Annotated in this window: 13 protein-coding genes; 1 reads left to right on the top strand and 12 read right to left on the bottom strand. The window is 54.2% G+C overall.

All coding sequences use genetic code 11. The features are described from left to right. Window positions 1-61: 61 nt before the first annotated feature. From apaH to lptD, 6 genes are read right to left on the bottom strand one after another with little or no spacing between them, the layout of a single operon-like run. Complete coding sequence (gene apaH / locus HGD79_RS11810; RefSeq protein ID WP_000257186.1) at window positions 62-904, bottom strand: bis(5'-nucleosyl)-tetraphosphatase (symmetrical) ApaH; 843 nt, start codon at window positions 902-904, stop codon at window positions 62-64. Between the two features lie 6 nt (window positions 905-910). Beyond that, window positions 911-1288 (bottom strand): Co2+/Mg2+ efflux protein ApaG, encoded by a 378-nt coding sequence (gene apaG, locus HGD79_RS11805; protein ID WP_000610901.1) that lies wholly within the window; start codon window positions 1286-1288, stop codon window positions 911-913. 2 nt (window positions 1289-1290) lie between these two features. Next, entirely contained in the window at window positions 1291-2112 is an 822-nt protein-coding gene (gene rsmA, locus HGD79_RS11800) for a 16S rRNA (adenine(1518)-N(6)/adenine(1519)-N(6))-dimethyltransferase RsmA (protein ID WP_001065381.1), read from the bottom strand. Next, complete coding sequence (pdxA, locus tag HGD79_RS11795; protein ID WP_000241259.1) at window positions 2109-3098, bottom strand: 4-hydroxythreonine-4-phosphate dehydrogenase PdxA; 990 nt, start codon at window positions 3096-3098, stop codon at window positions 2109-2111. Before pdxA ends, rsmA begins: the two co-directional genes overlap by 4 nt. Beyond that, entirely contained in the window at window positions 3098-4384 is a 1287-nt protein-coding gene (gene surA, locus HGD79_RS11790) for a peptidylprolyl isomerase SurA (RefSeq protein WP_000800457.1), read from the bottom strand. The genes pdxA and surA overlap by 1 nt, the downstream gene beginning before the upstream one ends. Before the next feature lie 52 nt (window positions 4385-4436). Next, window positions 4437-6791, bottom strand: coding sequence for an LPS assembly protein LptD (gene lptD, locus HGD79_RS11785; protein WP_000746151.1), 2355 nt, complete (start codon window positions 6789-6791; stop codon window positions 4437-4439). Window positions 6792-7045: 254 nt separating this feature from the next. Between lptD and djlA the strand changes: the two genes are divergently transcribed. Continuing rightward, window positions 7046-7861, top strand: a complete 816-nt coding sequence (gene djlA / locus HGD79_RS11780) for a co-chaperone DjlA (RefSeq protein WP_001200573.1) — start codon at window positions 7046-7048, stop codon at window positions 7859-7861. A gap of 116 nt (window positions 7862-7977) precedes the next feature. Here the strand turns inward: djlA and rluA are convergent, their stop codons facing one another. The 6 genes from rluA to araB all read right to left on the bottom strand — a co-directional run bounded on the left by rluA (window position 7978) and on the right by araB (window position 18254). Continuing rightward, entirely contained in the window at window positions 7978-8637 is a 660-nt protein-coding gene (gene rluA, locus HGD79_RS11775) for a bifunctional tRNA pseudouridine(32) synthase/23S rRNA pseudouridine(746) synthase RluA (protein WP_000525176.1), read from the bottom strand. Between the two features lie 11 nt (window positions 8638-8648). Continuing rightward, window positions 8649-11555 carry an RNA polymerase-associated protein RapA gene (gene rapA / locus HGD79_RS11770; RefSeq protein WP_001117011.1) on the bottom strand — a complete coding sequence of 969 codons (2907 nt, stop codon included), beginning with the start codon at window positions 11553-11555 and terminating at the stop codon, window positions 8649-8651. A gap of 164 nt (window positions 11556-11719) precedes the next feature. Continuing rightward, window positions 11720-14071: a DNA polymerase II gene (polB, locus tag HGD79_RS11765; RefSeq protein ID WP_000035654.1), complete on the bottom strand. Its 2352-nt coding sequence runs from the start codon at window positions 14069-14071 to the stop codon at window positions 11720-11722. Window positions 14072-14145: 74 nt separating this feature from the next. After that, window positions 14146-14841 (bottom strand): L-ribulose-5-phosphate 4-epimerase, encoded by a 696-nt coding sequence (gene araD, locus HGD79_RS11760; RefSeq protein ID WP_000888642.1) that lies wholly within the window; start codon window positions 14839-14841, stop codon window positions 14146-14148. 199 nt (window positions 14842-15040) lie between these two features. Then, entirely contained in the window at window positions 15041-16543 is a 1503-nt protein-coding gene (gene araA / locus HGD79_RS11755) for an L-arabinose isomerase (RefSeq protein ID WP_000151734.1), read from the bottom strand. A gap of 10 nt (window positions 16544-16553) precedes the next feature. After that, complete coding sequence (gene araB / locus HGD79_RS11750) at window positions 16554-18254, bottom strand: ribulokinase (RefSeq protein ID WP_021534283.1); 1701 nt, start codon at window positions 18252-18254, stop codon at window positions 16554-16556. Window positions 18255-18396 lie beyond the last annotated feature (142 nt).

The raw sequence follows: 18396 nt of genomic DNA, 5'->3' as shown, positions 1-18396 counted from the left end.
CGGCTAGTGCCGGATGCGACGCCGGTCGCGTCTTATCCGGCCTTCCTATATCAGGCTGTGTTTAAGACGCCGCCGCTTCGCCCAAATCCTTATGCCGGTTCGACGGCTGGACAAAATACTGCTTATCTTCCCAGCGCAGGCAGGTTAATGACCCACCCCAGCAGCAGCCGGTATCCAGCGCGTAAATACCTTCCGGCGTACCTTTGCCTTCCAGCGATGCCCAGTGACCAAAGGCGATGCTGTATTCTTCAGCGACAGGGCCAGGAATCGCAAACCACGGTTTCAGTGGGGCAGGGGCTTCTTCCGGCGATTCTTTGCTGTACATATCCAGTTGACCGTTTGGAAAGCAAAAACGCATACGGGTAAAGGCGTTGGTGATAAAACGCAGTCTTCCCAGCCCCCGCAATTCCGGTGACCAGTTATTTGGCATATCGCCGTACATAGCGTCGAGAAAGAAGGGATAGGAGTCACTCGATAGCACCGCTTCTACATCGCGCGCGCACTCTTTGGCGGTCTGTAGATCCCACTGCGGCGTGATCCCTGCGTGGGCCATCACCAACTTTTTCTCTTCGTCGATTTGCAGCAAAGGCTGGCGACGCAGCCAGTTAAGCAGCTCGTCGGCATCCGGCGCTTCCAGCAGCGGTGTCAGGCGATCTTTCGGTTTATTGCGGCTGATCCCGGCAAATACCGCCAGCAGATGCAGATCGTGATTGCCCAGCACCAGACGTACGCTGTCGCCTAAGGATTTCACATAGCGCAGAACATCCAGCGAACCCGGCCCGCGCGCGACCAGATCACCCGTCAGCCAGAGGGTATCTTTCCCAGGGGTAAATTCTACTTTATGCAGCAATGCGATCAGTTCATCGTAACAACCATGAACGTCGCCAATAAGGTATGTCGCCATATTCTTTTAATGAATGAGTGTGGGAACGGCGAGTCGGAATACGGGAATGTCGATGCTGAAAGGGACGCCATTTTCATCGATCATTTCGTAGTGACCCTGCATGGTGCCCAGCGGGGTTTCAATGATTGCACCGCTGGTGTACTGGTACTCTTCGCCAGGCGCGATAAGTGGCTGGACGCCAACCACTCCTTCGCCCTGGACTTCGGTTTCACGGCCATTGCCATTGGTGATCAGCCAGTAACGCCCCAACAACTGCACTGGCGCTCGCCCCAGATTGCGTATGGTTACGGTATAAGCAAAAACGTAACGTTCATTATCAGGTGAAGATTGTGCCTCAATGTAGACGCTTTGAACCTGAATACACACTCGGGGCGAATTGATCATCGTTAACTCTCCTGCAAAGGCGCGTTCTCCGCCAGATAGTTCGCCATCTGGCAATATTGCGCGACAGAGATATTTTCCGCTCGCATCGCCGGGTCGATCCCCATTCCCGTTAACACCTCGACGCTAAACAGGTTGCCGAGGCTGTTACGAATGGTTTTACGACGCTGGTTAAAGGCTTCGGTGGTGATGCGGCTCAACACACGAACATCTTTAACCGGGTGAGGCATCGTTGCATGAGGAACCAGGCGCACGACGGCGGAATCCACTTTGGGTGGTGGTGTAAAGGCTGACGGCGGAACTTCCAGTACCGGGATCACGTTGCAATAGTATTGCGCCATGACGCTTAATCGACCATACGCTTTGCTGTTCGGTCCTGCAACCAGACGATTCACCACCTCTTTTTGCAACATAAAGTGCATGTCGGCAATGGCATCAGTATAGCTAAACAGATGGAACATCAACGGCGTGGAGATGTTATAAGGCAGGTTGCCGAAAACACGCAGCGGCTGACCCATTTTCTCGGCCAGTTCGCCAAAGTTAAAGGTCATCGCATCCTGCTGATAAATCGTCAGTTTCGGGCCTAAGAATGGATGCGTTTGCAGACGTGCCGCCAGATCGCGGTCAAGTTCGATGACCGTCAGCTGGTCCAGACGTTCGCCGACCGGCTCGGTCAATGCCGCCAGACCGGGGCCGATTTCGACCATTGCCTGGCCCTTTTGCGGGTTAATGGCAGAAACAATGCTGTCGATCACGAACTGATCGTTGAGAAAGTTTTGCCCGAAGCGTTTACGGGCTAAGTGGCCCTGGTGGACTCGATTATTCATTGGGTGTTAACAATCATTTTGATGGCGAGATTAAGCGCCGTAATAAAACTGCCGACATCGGCTTCGCCACGTCCCGCCAGTTCAAGCGCGGTGCCGTGGTCCACTGATGTGCGAATAAAGGGCAGGCCCAGCGTAATGTTCACACCGCGCCCGAAGCCCTGGTATTTTAGCACGGGAAGACCCTGATCGTGGTACATCGCCAGCACGGCGTCGGCGTTATCGAGATATTTCGGCTGAAACAGGGTATCGGCAGGCAGCGGCCCGTTGAGTTTCATTCCCTGCGCCCGCAGCTCGTCGAGCACCGGAATAATGGTGTCTATCTCTTCCGTACCCATATGACCGCCTTCGCCCGCGTGCGGATTCAGCCCGCAGACCAGAATGCGCGGTTCGGCAATACCAAATTTTGTACGCAAATCGTGATGCAAAATAGCAATCACTTCGTGCAAAAGTGCAGGGGTGATAGCATCTGCGATATCGCGCAGCGGTAAATGCGTCGTTGCCAGCGCCACGCGAAGTTCTTCGGTCGCCAGCATCATCACCACTTTTTTCGCCTGCGAACGCTCTTCGAAAAACTCGGTATGACCGGTAAACGGAATGCCTGCGTCGTTAATGACGCCTTTATGCACGGGGCCTGTGATCAGCGCAGCAAATTCACCGTTCAGACAGCCATCACACGCTCGCGCCAGCGTCTCCACCACGTAATGTCCATTTTCAATCGCTAACTGCCCCGCAGTGACAGATTCACGTAGCGCGACAGGAAGTAGCGTTAATGTGCCCGTAGTTTGCGGTTGTGCAGGGGAGTTGGGGGAATAAGGGCGGAGGGTGAGCGGCAAACCGAGCATCGCTGCCCGGTCGGTAAGGAGAGTGGCATCGGCACAAACAACCAGTTCGACCGGCCACTCACGCTGTGCAAGCTGGACAACTAAGTCCGGGCCAATCCCGGCGGGCTCGCCGGGAGTGATCACAACACGTTGGGTTTTAACCATTAGTTGCTCAGGATTTTAACGTAGGCGCTGGCACGTTGTTCCTGCATCCAGCTTGCTGCTTCTTCCGAGAACTTACGGTTCATCAGCATGCGGTATGCACGATCTTTCTGCGCAGCGTCGGTTTTATCGACATTACGGGTATCCAGCAGTTCGATTAAATGCCAGCCGAATGAAGAGTGAACCGGTGCACTCATTTGACCTTTGTTCAGGCGAGTCAGGGCGTCACGGAAGGCCGGATCGAAAATATCTGGTGTAGCCCAGCCGAGATCACCGCCCTGGTTAGCAGAGCCTGGATCCTGAGAGAACTCTTTCGCTGCGGCAGCAAAAGTCGTTTTACCACTCTTGATATCAGCAGCAATCTGTTCCAGTTTCACACGGGCCTGTTCGTCAGTCATGATCGGCGACGGTTTCAGCAGAATATGGCGAGCATGAACTTCGGTCACCGAGATATTTTTGCTTTCGCCGCGCAGGTCGTTAACTTTCAGAATATGGAAGCCAACGCCGGAACGAATCGGGCCAACAATGTCGCCTTTCTTCGCGGTGCTTAATGCCTGGGCGAAGATCCCGGGCAACTCCTGAATACGGCCCCAGCCCATCTGGCCGCCGTTCAGCGCCTGCTGGTCGGCAGAATGAGCAATCGCCAGCTTACCGAAATCAGCGCCGTTACGCGCCTGATCGACAATGGCGCGCGCCTGGCTTTCCGCTTCGTTCACCTGATCAGAGGTCGGGTTTTCCGGCAGCGGGATCAGGATGTGGCTCAGGTTCAGCTCAGTGCTGGCGTCGTTTTGGTTACCCACCTGCTGCGCCAGGGATTCGACTTCCTGCGGCAGGATGGTGATGCGACGACGCACCTCGTTGTTACGCACTTCAGAGATAATCATCTCTTTGCGGATCTGGTTACGATAGGTGTTGTAGTTCAGTCCATCGTAAGCCAGACGGCTGCGCATCTGATCCAGCGTCATGTTGTTCTGTTTCGCGATGTTAGCAATCGCCTGATCCAGCTGCTCATCGGAGATTTTCACTCCCATTTTCTGCCCCATCTGCAGGATGATTTGATCCATGATCAAACGTTCCATGATTTGGTGGCGCAGCGTCGCGTCATCAGGAAGTTGCTGCCTTGCCTGAGCAGCGTTCAGTTTTACCGACTGCATTAATCCATCAACGTCGCTTTCCAGCACGACGCCGTTATTGACGACGGCTGCGACTTTATCGACTACCTGGGGGGCAGCGAAACTGGTATTCGCGATCATGGCGATACCGAGAAGCAGCGTTTTCCAGTTCTTCATACTTTTTCCATTTCAATTAACCGCACTGCGGATTACGTGGTAAATCAACAAATCACAAAGTGTTTTGATACGGCAGAATGTTCGAACGCAGCATCTCTTGCGTACCCAGACCGTAGTTGGAGCTCAGGCCGCGAAGTTCGATGTTAAAGCCGATTGCGTTGTCATATACCGCATGTTGTTTATCGTTATCCCAACCGTTCAGCTTCCGCTCGTAACCGACGCGAATTGCATAGCAGCAGGAGCTGTATTGCACACCTAACATAGAGTCGGCTTGCTTGTTCGCATTGGTGTCGTAGTAGTAGGCCCCAACAATGGACCAACGATCGGCAATTGGCCAGCTGGCGACAGCACCTACCTGCGAAATACCATTCTTATATTGCTCAGCAGTGGAATAGTACTTAGGCAGCGTAGCCTGAATATATTCCGGGCTGGCGTAACGGTAATTCAGCTGTACCAGACGGTCTTCATCCCGACGGTATTCAATGCTGGAGTTACTGGTCGCTACGTTATCCAGACGTGTATCGTACTGAATCCCGCCACGCAATCCCCAACGCTCGGAGATACGCCAGTAAGTATCGCCTGCCCACACCAGTGAACCCGTTTTGTCGTCATTCTCCCATGTTATGTTGTCATCGCCAGTGCGAGACTCCGTGAAATAGTAGATTTGACCAACGGAAATATTAAAACGTTCAACGGCAGCATCATCATATATGCGAGATGTGACACCGGTCGTCACCTGGTTAGCGGAGGCAATACGGTCAAGACCGCCGTAAGTCCGGTCCCGGAACAGGCCAGAGTAGTCAGATTGCAGCAGAGACGAGTCGTAGTTATAGATGTCGCTCTGATCGCGATACGGCACGTACAAATACTGCGCGCGCGGTTCCAGCGTTTGGGTATAACCCGGAGCCAGCATTTCCATATCGCGTTCAAAGACCATTTTGCCGTCAACTTTGAATTGCGGCATTACGCGGTTAACGGATTCGTCCAGCTTGGTCGTGTTTCTGGAGTTATACCAGTCAAGATTGGTTTGCTGATAATGGGTTGCCAGCAACTTCGCTTCGGTATTGATGCTGCCCCAGTTATTAGAGAGCGGCAAATTGATGGTCGGTTCCAGGTGAACACGGGTTGCTTCAGGCATGTCGTCTCTGGTGTTAACAAAGTGCACTGCCTGGCCGTAAATACGCGTATCAAACGGACCAACATCATTCTGGTAGTAATTAACGTCTAACTGCGGCTCTGCCGAGTAGCTACTGGTGTTCTGTTCGCTGAAAACCTGGAACTGCTTGGTTGAAACGGTGGCATTGAAGTTTTGCACCGCATAGCCAACGCTGAATTTTTGCGTTGCGTAGCCGTCAGTACTGGAACCGTACTTGTTATCGAAATCATTGAAGTAGCTAGGATCGCTGACCTTGGTGTAGTCGACGTTGAAACGCCACACCTGATCCATGACCCCGGAGTGGTTCCAGTAGAATAACCAACGACGTGAACTGTCATCGTTCGGGTGTTCATCTTCATAGACTTTATCTGAAGGCAGATAGTCCAGTTCCATCAAGCCAGCGCCCGCCTGGGAGAGGTAGCGGAATTCGTTCTCCCACATGATGTTGCCACGACGATGCATATAATGCGGCGTGATGGTGGCATCCATATTTGGCGCGATGTTCCAGTAATATGGCAGGTAGAACTCAAAGTAGTTGGTGGTGGTGTACTTGGCGTTCGGGATCAAGAAACCAGAGCGACGTTTGTCACCCACCGGCAACTGCAAATAGGGGCTATAAAAGATCGGTACCGGACCCACCTTAAAGCGGGCGTTCCAGATCTCCGCAACTTGTTCTTCGCGGTCATGAATAATTTCGCTACCTACCACGCTCCAGGTGTCAGAACCCGGCAGACAGGAGGTAAAGCTACCGTTATCCAGAATGGTATAGCGGTTTTCGCCACGTTGTTTCATCAGGTCCGCTTTACCGCGACCCTGGCGACCCACCATCTGGTAATCACCTTCCCAGACGTTGGTATCTTTGGTGTTCAGATTCGCCCAGCCTTTCGGCCCTTTGAGGATCACCTGGTTATCGTCGTAATGGACATTACCGAGCGCATCAACGGTACGTACCGGCTCCGGTTGTCCTGGTGCCTCTTTTTGATGGAGCTGCACTTCGTCGGCCTGCAGACGGCTGTTACCCTGCATGATATCCACGCTGCCAGTAAACACGGCGTCATCCGGGTAGTCCCCTTTCGCGTGGTCAGCATTGATAGTCACGGGTAAGTCATTGGTATCGCCCTGTACCAGAGGACGGTCATAGCTTGGCACGCCCAACATGCACTGTGAGGCGAGGTCGGCTGCCAGTCCCTGTTGACTATAAAGGGCGGTGGCAATCATGGTGGCCAGGAGAGTGGGGATACGTTTTTTCATACGTTGATTTTATTGTTCCATCATCGGTAACGTTGCGCGTGACAAACGGTCAGAGACTAACGTACTCGTCATCTCTACGCTAGTGTTAATCCTGTCCGAATAGCGTCAGTGGTGTTAGGCACGGCATTGAATGACAGGTATGATAATGCAAATTATAGGCGATGTCCCACAATTGACCGCAGCCGGAAAACGGTAAAAGCACCTTTATATTGTGGGAGATAGCCCTGATATCCGTGTGTCGATTTGGGGAATATATGCAGTATTGGGGAAAAATCATTGGCGTGGCCGTGGCCTTACTGATGGGCGGCGGCTTTTGGGGCGTAGTGTTAGGCCTGTTAATTGGCCATATGTTTGATAAAGCCCGTAGCCGTAAAATGGCGTGGTTCGCCAACCAGCGTGAGCGTCAGGCGCTGTTTTTTGCCACCACTTTTGAAGTGATGGGGCATTTAACCAAATCCAAAGGTCGCGTCACGGAGGCTGATATTCATATCGCCAGCCAGTTGATGGACCGAATGAACCTTCATGGCGCTTCCCGTACTGCGGCGCAAAACGCGTTCCGAGTGGGAAAATCAGATAATTACCCGCTGCGCGAAAAGATGCGCCAGTTTCGCAGTGTCTGCTTTGGTCGTTTTGACTTAATTCGTATGTTTCTGGAGATCCAGATTCAGGCGGCGTTTGCTGATGGTTCACTGCACCCGAATGAACGGGCGGTGCTGTATGTCATTGCTGAAGAATTAGGGATCTCCCGCGCCCAGTTTGACCAGTTTTTGCGCATGATGCAGGGCGGTGCACAGTTTGGCGGCGGTTATCAGCAGCAATCTGGCGGTGGTAACTGGCAGCAAGCGCAGCGTGGCCCGACGCTGGAAGATGCCTGTAATGTGCTGGGCGTGAAGCCGACGGATGATGCGACCACCATCAAACGTGCCTACCGTAAGCTGATGAGTGAACACCATCCCGATAAGCTGGTGGCGAAAGGTTTGCCGCCTGAGATGATGGAGATGGCGAAGCAGAAAGCGCAGGAAATTCAGCAGGCATATGAGCTGATAAAGCAGCAGAAAGGGTTTAAATAAGTTTTAAACTGTAGGCCTGATAAGACGCGGCCCGCGTCGCATCAGGCAATCGGCGCACAATTGCCGGATGCGGCGTGAACGCCTTATCCGCCTACCGAACTGCGCCAGCGTGACGATTAAAAATCCGCTGGCGCTTTAAACGTCATACTATTGCCATACGCCGGATGGGTAATCGTCAACATCTCTGCATGTAGCAACAAACGTGGTGCCATCGCTCTCGCTTCTGGTGATGCATAAAAACGATCGCCGAGAATCGGATGACCCAGCGCCAGCATATGCACACGCAATTGATGCGAACGCCCGGTAATCGGTTTTAACACCACTCTTGCCGTGTTATCCGCCGCATACTCCACCACTTCATATTCCGTCTGCGCAGGTTTACCCGTTTCGTAACAGACTTTCTGTTTCGGGCGGTTTGGCCAGTCGCAAATCAGCGGCAGATCCACCAGACCTTCTGCGGGGGATGGATGCCCCCAGACGCGGGCCACATACTGCTTTTTCGGCTCGCGCTCGCGGAACTGGCGTTTTAACTCCCGCTCCGCGGCTTTGGTCAGCGCCACTACAATCACGCCGCTGGTAGCCATATCCAGACGATGCACCGATTCTGCCTGCGGATAATCACGCTGAATGCGCGTCATCACGCTATCTTTGTGCTCTTCCAGACGACCCGGCACAGACAACAAACCGCTCGGCTTGTTAACCACCATAATGTGGTCATCCTGATACAGGATAACCAACCAGGGTTCCTGCGGTGGATTGTAGTTTTCCATCCCCATTTTCGGCTCCGTTACTGATGCGTTACAACGATCAAACGCAGGGCATCCAGACGCCAGCCTGCCTGATCCAGGCTTTCCATTACCTGCTGACGGTTGCTCTCAATGGCGGTCAGTTCGTCGTCACGAATGTTCGGGTTCACTGCACGCAGAGCTTCCAGACGAGACAGCTCGGCAGACAGTTTTTCGTCGGCTTCGTTACGCGCTGCATCAATCAATGCACGGGCAGATTTCTCGATCTGCGCTTCACCCAGTTGAAGGATAGCGTGAACATCCTGCTGCACGGCGTTAACCAGTTTGCTGCCGGTGTGACGGTTAACCGCGTTAAGCTGGCGGTTAAAGGTTTCAAACTCTACCTGCGCCGCCAGGTTGTTGCCGTTTTTATCCAGCAGCATACGTACCGGCGTCGGTGGCAGGAAGCGGTTGAGCTGCAACTGCTTCGGAGCCTGGGCTTCAACCACATAAATCAGTTCCACCAACAGCGTACCTACCGGCAACGCTTTGTTTTTTAACAGTGAAATCGTGCTGCTACCGGTATCGCCAGAAAGGATCAGATCCAGACCGTTGCGGATCAGCGGATGCTCCCAGGTAATAAACTGTGCATCTTCACGCGCCAGTGCCACTTCACGATCAAAGGTGATGGTGATGCCATCTTCCGACAGGCCAGGGAAGTCCGGCACCAGCATATGATCGGACGGCGTCAGCACGATCATGTTGTCGCCGCGATCGTCCTGATTGATACCGATAATATCGAACAGGTTCATGGCGAAGGCGATCAGGTTGGTATCGTCATCCTGCTCTTCAATGCTTTCTGCCAGTGCCTGGGCTTTTTCGCCACCGTTGGAGTGGATTTCCAGCAGGCGGTCACGACCCTGTTCCAGCTGTGCTTTCAGCGCTTCATGTTGCTCGCGGCAGTTTTTGATCAGATCGTCAAAGCCTTCGGTTTGATCCGGTGAAGCCAGATAGTTAATCAGATCGTTGTATACGCTATCGTAAATAGTGCGTCCGGTCGGGCAGGTGTGCTCAAATGCATCCAGACCTTCGTGATACCAGCGCACCAGCACCGACTGAGCGGTTTTCTCCAGATAAGGCACATGGATCTGAATATCGTGCGCCTGGCCGATACGATCCAGACGACCAATACGCTGCTCCAGTAGATCCGGGTTGAATGGCAGGTCAAACATCACCATGTGGCTGGCGAACTGGAAGTTACGTCCTTCAGAACCGATTTCTGAGCACAGCAGTACCTGTGCGCCGGTGTCTTCTTCGGCAAACCAGGCGGCAGCGCGGTCACGTTCGATAATCGACATACCTTCGTGGAACACCGCAGCGCGAATACCTTCACGTTCGCGCAGTACCTGCTCCAGTTGCAGCGCAGTGGCAGCTTTGGCGCAGATCACCAGCACTTTCTGAGAGCGATGGCTGGTCAGGTAGCCCATCAGCCACTCAACGCGCGGATCGAAGTTCCACCAGGTGGCGTTATCACCTTCAAATTCCTGATAAATACGCTCCGGGTAGAGCATATCGCGAGCACGATCTTCCGCACTTTTACGTGCGCCCATAATGCCGGAGACTTTAATAGCCGTCTGATACTGCGTCGGTAGCGGCAGTTTAATGGTGTGCAGCTCGCGTTTCGGGAATCCTTTCACACCGTTACGCGTGTTACGGAACAGCACGCGGCTGGTGCCGTGGCGATCCATCAGCATCGAAACCAGCTCCTGACGGGCGCTCTGGGCATCTTCGCTGTCGCTGTTTGCTGCCTGCAACAGCGGCTCGATATCCTGCTCGCCGATCATCTCGCCGAGCATGTTCAGTTCGTCATTGCTCAGTTTGTTACCTGCCAGCAGCATGGCAACGGCGTCCGCAACCGGACGATAATTTTTCTGCTCTTCAACGAACTGCGCAAAATCGTGGAAACGGTTCGGGTCCAGCAGACGCAGACGGGCGAAGTGGCTTTCCATCCCCAGCTGTTCCGGGGTCGCGGTCAGCAGCAGAACGCCCGGCACGTGCTCTGCCAGTTGTTCAATGGCCTGATATTCACGGCTTGGCGCATCTTCGCTCCACACCAGGTGATGCGCTTCATCGACCACCAGCAGGTCCCATTCGGCTTCACAGAGATGTTCCAGGCGCTGTTTGCTACGACGGGCAAAATCCAGCGAGCAAATCACCAGCTGTTCGGTGTCAAACGGGTTGTAAGCATCGTGCTGAGCTTCGGCATAACGCTCATCATCAAACAGTGCAAAGCGCAGGTTGAAACGGCGCAGCATTTCTACCAGCCACTGATGCTGTAAGGTTTCCGGGACGATAATCAGCACACGTTCAGCAGCGCCAGAGAGCAGTTGCTGATGCAGGATCATCCCGGCTTCAATGGTTTTCCCTAAACCCACTTCGTCAGCCAGCAGGACGCGCGGCGCGTGGCGGCGACCAACATCATGAGCGATGTTGAGCTGATGCGGAATCAGGCTGGTACGCTGACCGCGCAGGCCGCTGTACGGCATACGGAACTGTTCGCTGGAATACTTACGCGCGCGATAACGCAGCGCAAAGCGGTCCATACGGTCAATCTGCCCGGCAAACAGACGGTCCTGCGGTTTGCTGAACACCAGTTTGCTATCAAGGAAAACTTCACGCAGGGCTACGCCGGACTCTTCAGTATCCAGGCGAGTACCGATATAGGTCAGCAAGCCATTTTCTTCTTTTACTTCTTCGACTTGCATCTGCCAGCCGTCATGGCTGGTAATAGTATCACCAGGGTTGAACATCACGCGGGTCACGGGGGAATCACTGCGTGCGTACAGACGGTTTTCACCAGTAGATGGGAAAAGTAAAGTGACAGTTCGCGCATCCACCGCGACAACGGTTCCAAGTCCCAATTCGCTTTCTGTATCGCTGATCCAGCGTTGACCAAGTGTAAAAGGCATATGTGTTCGGCTCTATATCTTTAATTGCAGGCAATAACCACCCGCTACCGTGCTTATGAGGTAGTGGTGTTATTCAGGTCCAGGAATGGAAAGGGCGCTATGGTACTGGATGGCAAAGCATTCGTCACGCATCAAAATGGTATCTGGCGAACTCTTTTTTTTGCTCAAAATAGCCCAAGTTGCCCGGTCATAAGTGTAGCAAAATTATCCTCAATAAAAGGGAGTATTCCCTCCGCCACGGGTTGTAGCTGGCGGGTCAGATAGTGTTCGTAATCCAGTGGTGAACGTTGGTAGTCCAGCGGCTCCGGGCCGTTGGTGGTCCATACGTACTTAATGGTGCCGCGATTCTGATATTGCAAGGGGCGACCGCGCTTTTGGTTTTCTTCATCGGCAAGGCGAGCGGCGCGTACATGAGGCGGCACATTACGCTGATACTCGCTCAGCGGACGGCGAAGGCGTTTACGGTAAACCAGTCGCGCATCCAGTTCACCCGCCATCAGTTTGTCGATGGTTTCGCGTACATATTCCTGATATGGCTCGTTGCGGAAGATGCGCAGGTATAGCTCCTGCTGAAACTGCTGGGCCAGCGGCGTCCAGTCGGTGCGCACGGTTTCCAGCCCTTTAAACACCATCCGCTGTTTATCGCCCTCCTGAATCAGCCCGGCGTAGCGCTTTTTACTGCCGGTATCGGCTCCGCGAATGGTTGGCATCAGAAAACGGCAGAAATGAGTTTCATACTCCAGTTCTAATGCGCTGGTCAGCCGTTGTTTTTGCAGCGTTTCCGCCCACCAGGCGTTAACGTGCTGCACCAGTACACGACCGATTTTCGCCGCCTCTTCTTCCGAATGTGCACCTTTTAGCCAGACAAAAGTCGAGTCGGTATCTCCGTAGATAACGTCGTAGCCCTGCGCTTCAATCAATGCTTTGGTTTGCCGCATGATCTGATGACCACGCATGGTGATCGACGATGCCAGGCGCGGATCGAAAAAGCGGCAGGCGGTGGTGCCAAGCACGCCATAAAAGGCATTCATAATGATCTTCAGCGCCTGCGAAAGTGGTTTATTACCCTGACGTTTGGCTTCATCGCGCCCGTGCCAGATGTTAGTCACAATCTCCGGCAGGCAATGTTTCTCCCGTGAGAACCAGGCATCGAGAAAACCTTCGGTACTGTGCTCTGGATCAGGCTGCGCCATGCCTTCAACCAGCCCGACGGGATCAATCAGAAAGGTGCGGATGATCGACGGGTACAGGCTTTTATAGTCCAGCACCAGCACTGAATCATAAAGCCCTGGCCGTGAATCCATCACGTAGCCGCCAGGGCTGGCGTGCGGTGGCACTTCGCCGAGATTAGGCGCGACATAACCAGCGCGATGCATTCGCGGAAAATAGAGATGACCAAACGCTGCCACCGAACCGCCGTGCCGATCCACCGGCAGGCCGTTCACCGTTGCTCGTTCGAGTAAAAATGGCATGATTTCAGTTTTGTGGAAGATCTGCGTCACCAGCTCGCAATCTTTCAGGTTATAAGTTGCCAGCGCAGGTTTATCTTCGGCGAAACGGCGGTCAATTTCGTCCATTCGATCCCACGGGTTATCGATAGATTTTCCTTCGCCTAATAGCTCCTGAGCGACAGTTTCCAGCGAGAATGAAGAGAAATTCCAGAACGCGGATTTCAGCGCCTCGATACCGTCGATAATTAGCCGACCTTTAGCCTGGGCAAAAAAGACGCCGTTTTTAAAGCCGTGCTCGCGCCACTCCAGCTCGCTATTATCGCGCCCAAGACGCAGCGGAAGACGGTAACGCTCGGCATGTTTTTGCAGCATTCGCAGATCGAACTGCACCACGTTCCAGCCGATGATCACATCGGGATCGTGGTTTGCAAACCAGGCGTTGAGTTTTTCCAGCAGCAGCGGGCGGCTGGCGACGTATTCCAGTTCGAAATCAAGCGAGGAGGCGTCGCCATTCTCCGGCCCCAGCATATAAACGATGCGCTGCCCGCAGCCTTCCAGGCCGATGCAGTACAGCTCACCGTGGCGGGTGGTTTCAATATCTATAGAAACCCACTTGAGCGGCGGACGATAGTCGGGATGCGGTTTCAGACGGGCATTAACGATAGTGCCATTGTGCATATCACCCTCGACCCACACCGGTGAGGTGATAAACCGCTCCATCAGATAGCGTTCTGGCGGGCGCACATCGGCCTCGTAGACGGTAACGCCACCTTCACGCAGGCGCTTTTCGTAATTCATCAATTGGCGATGGGCGCGACAGTAAAGGCCATACACCGGCTGGCGGTGAAAATCCTTTAACGCCAGCGGTGTCAGGCGAAAGCCTTGTTCACCCTGCAAAATATGCTGAGCGCGGGGAACCTGATCGGCAGGAATAAACGCCACGGACTCTTGCGGTGCAAGCGTAACCTGCAACGGCCCGTTGTCCGTCGCCAGCCAGAAGGAGACTTCTGTCCCTTGCGGGGTATCCCGCCAGTGTCGGGTTAAGATAAAACCTGCCTGCGCCACGTTGAAAATCCAATAAAAAACCAGGCTTGATTATAGCCTGGTTTCGTTTGATTGGCTGTGGTTTTATACAGTCATTACTGCCCGTAATATGCCTTCGCGCCATGCTTACGCAGATAGTGTTTATCCAGCAGCGTTTGCTGCATATCCGGTAACTGCGGCGCTAACTGACGGCAGAATATCCCCATATAAGCGACCTCTTCCAGCACGATGGCGTTATGCACCGCATCTTCGGCATTTTTGCCCCATGCAAATGGGCCGTGAGAATGGACCAGGACGCCGGGCATTTGCGCTGCATCGATACCCTGTTTTTCGAAGGTTTCTACGATGACGTTACCGGTTTCCCACTCATATTCACCGTTGATTTCTGCGTCGGTCATTTTGCGGGTGCAGGGAATGGTGCCGTAGAAATAGTCGGCGTGGGTGGTGCCGGTTGCTGGAATCGACTGACCCGCCTGCGCCCAGATGGTGGCGTGGCGCGAGTGCGTATGCACAATGCCGCCAATGGACGGGAATGCCTGATAGAGCAGCCGGTGAGTTGGCGTGTCAGAGGAGGGCTTTTTCGTACCTTCAACCACTTCACCGGTTGCGATGCTAACCACGACCATATCGTCAGCGGTCATGACGCTGTAATCGACGCCGGAAGGTTTGATCACAAAGACGCCGCGCTCGCGATCAACGGCGCTGACGTTGCCCCATGTGAGCGTGACCAGGTTGTGTTTTGGCAGCGCCAGGTTGGCTTCTAATACCAGGCGTTTGAGATCTTCTAACATGTTGACTCCTTCGTGCCGGATGCACTTTGCTTATCCGGTCTACAAAATCGCAGCGCGTAGGCCTGATAAGACGCGCCAGCGTCGCATCAGGCGTTGAATGCCGGATGCGCTTTGCTTATCCGGCCTACAAAAACACAGCGCGTAGGCCAGATAAGACGCGTCAGCGTCGCATCAGGCGTTACATACCTGATGTGGCTACTTAGCGACGAAATCCGTAATACACTTCGTTCCAGCGCAGTGCGTCTTTAAACGCTGGCAGGCGGGTGTCGTTATCAATCACCGTGATTTCAATGTCGTGCATCTCGGCGAACTGGCGCATATCGTTGAGGTTCAGCGCATGGCTGAAGACGGTATGGTGCGCGCCACCAGCGAGGATCCACGCTTCGGAAGCAGTTGGCAGATCCGGTTGCGCTTTCCACAGCGCATTCGCCACCGGCAGTTTCGGCAGGGAGTGCGGGGTTTTCACCGTGTCGATACAGTTAACCAGCAGACGGTAACGATCGCCGAGATCAATCAGGCTGGCAACAATCGCTGGACCGGTTTGGGTATTGAAGATCAGGCGGGCAGGATCGTCCTTACCACCAATACCGAGATGCTGAACGTCGAGGATCGGTTTCTCTTCTACTGCAATCGACGGGCAGACTTCCAGCATATGGGAGCCGAGCACCAGGTCATTGCCTTTCTCGAAGTGATAGGTGTAGTCCTCCATAAAGGAGGTACCGCCCTGCAGACCGGTTGACATCACCTTCATGATGCGAAGCAGGGCGGCAGTTTTCCAGTCGCCTTCGCCCGCAAAGCCGTAACCCTGCTGCATCAGACGCTGTACGGCCAGACCTGGAAGCTGTTTCAGACCGTGCAAATCTTCAAAGGTGGTGGTGAACGCGTGGAAGCCACCTTGTTCCAGGAAACGCTTCATCCCCAGCTCAATACGCGCCGCTTCCAGCACGTTCTGTCGTTTTTCGCCGTGGATTTGTGTTGCAGGCGTCATGGTGTAGCAGCTTTCGTACTCATCGACCAGCGCGTTAACATCGCCGTCGCTGATGGAGTTCACCACCTGCACCAGATCGCCAACCGCCCAGGTATTGACGGAGAAACCGAACTTGATCTGTGCGGCAACTTTATCACCATCGGTGACCGCCACTTCACGCATGTTATCGCCAAATCGGCAGACTTTCAGATGACGGGTATCCTGTTTAGAGACCGCCTGACGCATCCAGGAGCCGATACGCTCATGGGCTTGTTTATCCTGCCAGTGACCGGTAACGACGGCATGTTGCTGACGCATACGCGCGCCAATGAAGCCGAACTCGCGACCGCCATGAGCAGTCTGGTTCAGGTTCATAAAGTCCATATCGATACTGTCCCACGGCAGCGCCGCGTTAAACTGGGTGTGGAATTGCAGCAACGGTTTGTTGAGCATGGTCAGGCCGTTGATCCACATTTTGGCCGGGGAGAAGGTGTGCAGCCACACCACCAGACCAGCGCAACGATCGTCGTAATTCGCGTCGCGGCAAATAGCGGTGATTTCATCCGGCGTGGTGCCCAGCGGTTTCAACACCAGTTTGCAGGGCAGTTTCGCTTCCGTATTCAGCGCATTAACGACGTGCTCGGCATGTTGGGTGACCTGACGCAGGGTTTCCGGGCCATACAGATGCTGGCTGCCAATGACAAACCACACTTCATAATTATCAAAAATCGTCATTATCGTGTCCTTATAGAGTCGGAACGGCCTGGGCAGCCTGTGCCGGGGCGGAAGTTGGAAGATAGTGTTGTTCGGCGCTCATCGCCCATTGCTGATAGCGGCGATAAAGCTGTTCAAAGCGTTGTGCCTGTTCGCTGCACGGTTGCAGGGTTTTCTCTACCGCACTGGCCATTTTTTGCTGGGCTGAGGGGATGTCTGCGTGCACTTTCGCGGCGACGGCAGCAAAAATCGCCGCACCGAGCGCACAGCACTGGTCAGAGGCAACAATTTGCAGCGGGCGATTCAGCACGTCGCAGCAGGCCTGCATAATGACCTGGTTTTTCCGCGCGATGCCGCCCAGCGCCATCACGTTATTGACGGCGATCCCCTGATCGGTAAAGCACTCCATGATTGCGCGTGCGCCAAAGGCGGTGGCAGCAATCAAACCGCCGAACAGCAGCGGAGCGTCGGTAGCGAGGTTAAGATCGGTAATCACCCCTTTCAGGCGTTGGTTAGCGTTCGGTGTGCGGCGGCCGTTAAACCAGTCGAGCACCACCGGCAGGTGATCCAGAGACGGATTTTTGGCCCATGCTTCGGTCAGCGCCGGAAGCAGTTGTTTCTGGCTGGCGTTGATTTGCGCTTTCAGTTCCGGATGCTGGGCGGCAAGCTGTTCCAGCGGCCAGCCGAGTACGCGACCAAACCAGGCGTAGATATCACCAAACGCCGATTGGCCTGCTTCCAGACCGATAAATCCAGGCACCACGCTGCCATCAACCTGACCGCAAATACCTTTCACTGCCCGCTCGCCAACGCTCTGTTTGTCGGCAATCAGAATGTCGCAGGTGGAAGTACCGATAACTTTTACCAGTGCGTTAGGCTGTGCGCCTGCGCCAACTGCGCCCATATGGCAGTCAAACGCGCCGCCGGAAATCACCACGCTTTCAGGCAGGCCGAGACGCTGCGCCCATTCCGGGCATAAGGTGCCCACCGGAATATCGGCAGTCCAGGTGTCAGTGAACAGCGGGGAAGGCAAATGGCGATTGAGGATCGGGTCCAGCTCATCAAAGAAACTGGCTGGCGGCAGGCCGCCCCAGCTTTCGTGCCACAGAGATTTATGCCCGGCGCTGCAACGTCCGCGACGAATATCCTGCGGGCGGGTGGTACCGGAAAGCAGAGCTGGCACCCAGTCGCACAGCTCAATCCACGATGCGGCAGATTGCGCCACGGCGCTGTCCTGGCGAGTCACATGCAGGATTTTTGCCCAGAACCATTCGCTGGAATAAATACCGCCAATATAGCGGGAGTAGTCAACGTTGCCCGGCGCGTGGCACAAACGGGTAATCTCTTCCGCTTCTTCAACCGCAGTGTGGTCTTTCCACAATACGAACATCGCGTTCGGGTTTTCGGCAAACTCCGGGCGCAGCGCCAGCACGTTACCGTCGGCATCAATCGGTGCGGGCGTCGAGCCGGTACTGTCAACGCCAATCCCGACCACAGCTGCGCGCTGTTCGACGCTAAGCTCTGCAAGCACGGTTTTCAGTGCCGCTTCCATTGACTCAATGTAGTCACGCGGATGATGACGGAACTGGTTATTCGGGGCATCACAAAATTGCCCTTTTTGCCAACGGGGATACCACTCTACGCTGGTGGCGATCTCTTCACCGCTGGCGCAGTCCACCGCCAAAGCTCGCACAGAATCACTGCCAAAATCGAGGCCAATTGCAATCGCCATCGTTTCACTCCATCCAAAAAAACGGGTATGGAGAAACAGTAGAGAGTTGCGATAAAAAGCGTCAGGTAGGATCCGCTAATCTTATGGATAAAAATGCTATGGCATAGCAAAGTGTGACGCCGTGCAAATAATCAATGTGGAC

It is taken from the genome of Escherichia sp. SCLE84, from assembly GCF_012584495.1.
Taxonomy (GTDB): Bacteria; Pseudomonadota; Gammaproteobacteria; order Enterobacterales; family Enterobacteriaceae; genus ECMA0423.
Note: the sequence above shows the minus strand (reverse complement) of the source record. Positions and strands in the feature narration are given on the sequence as shown.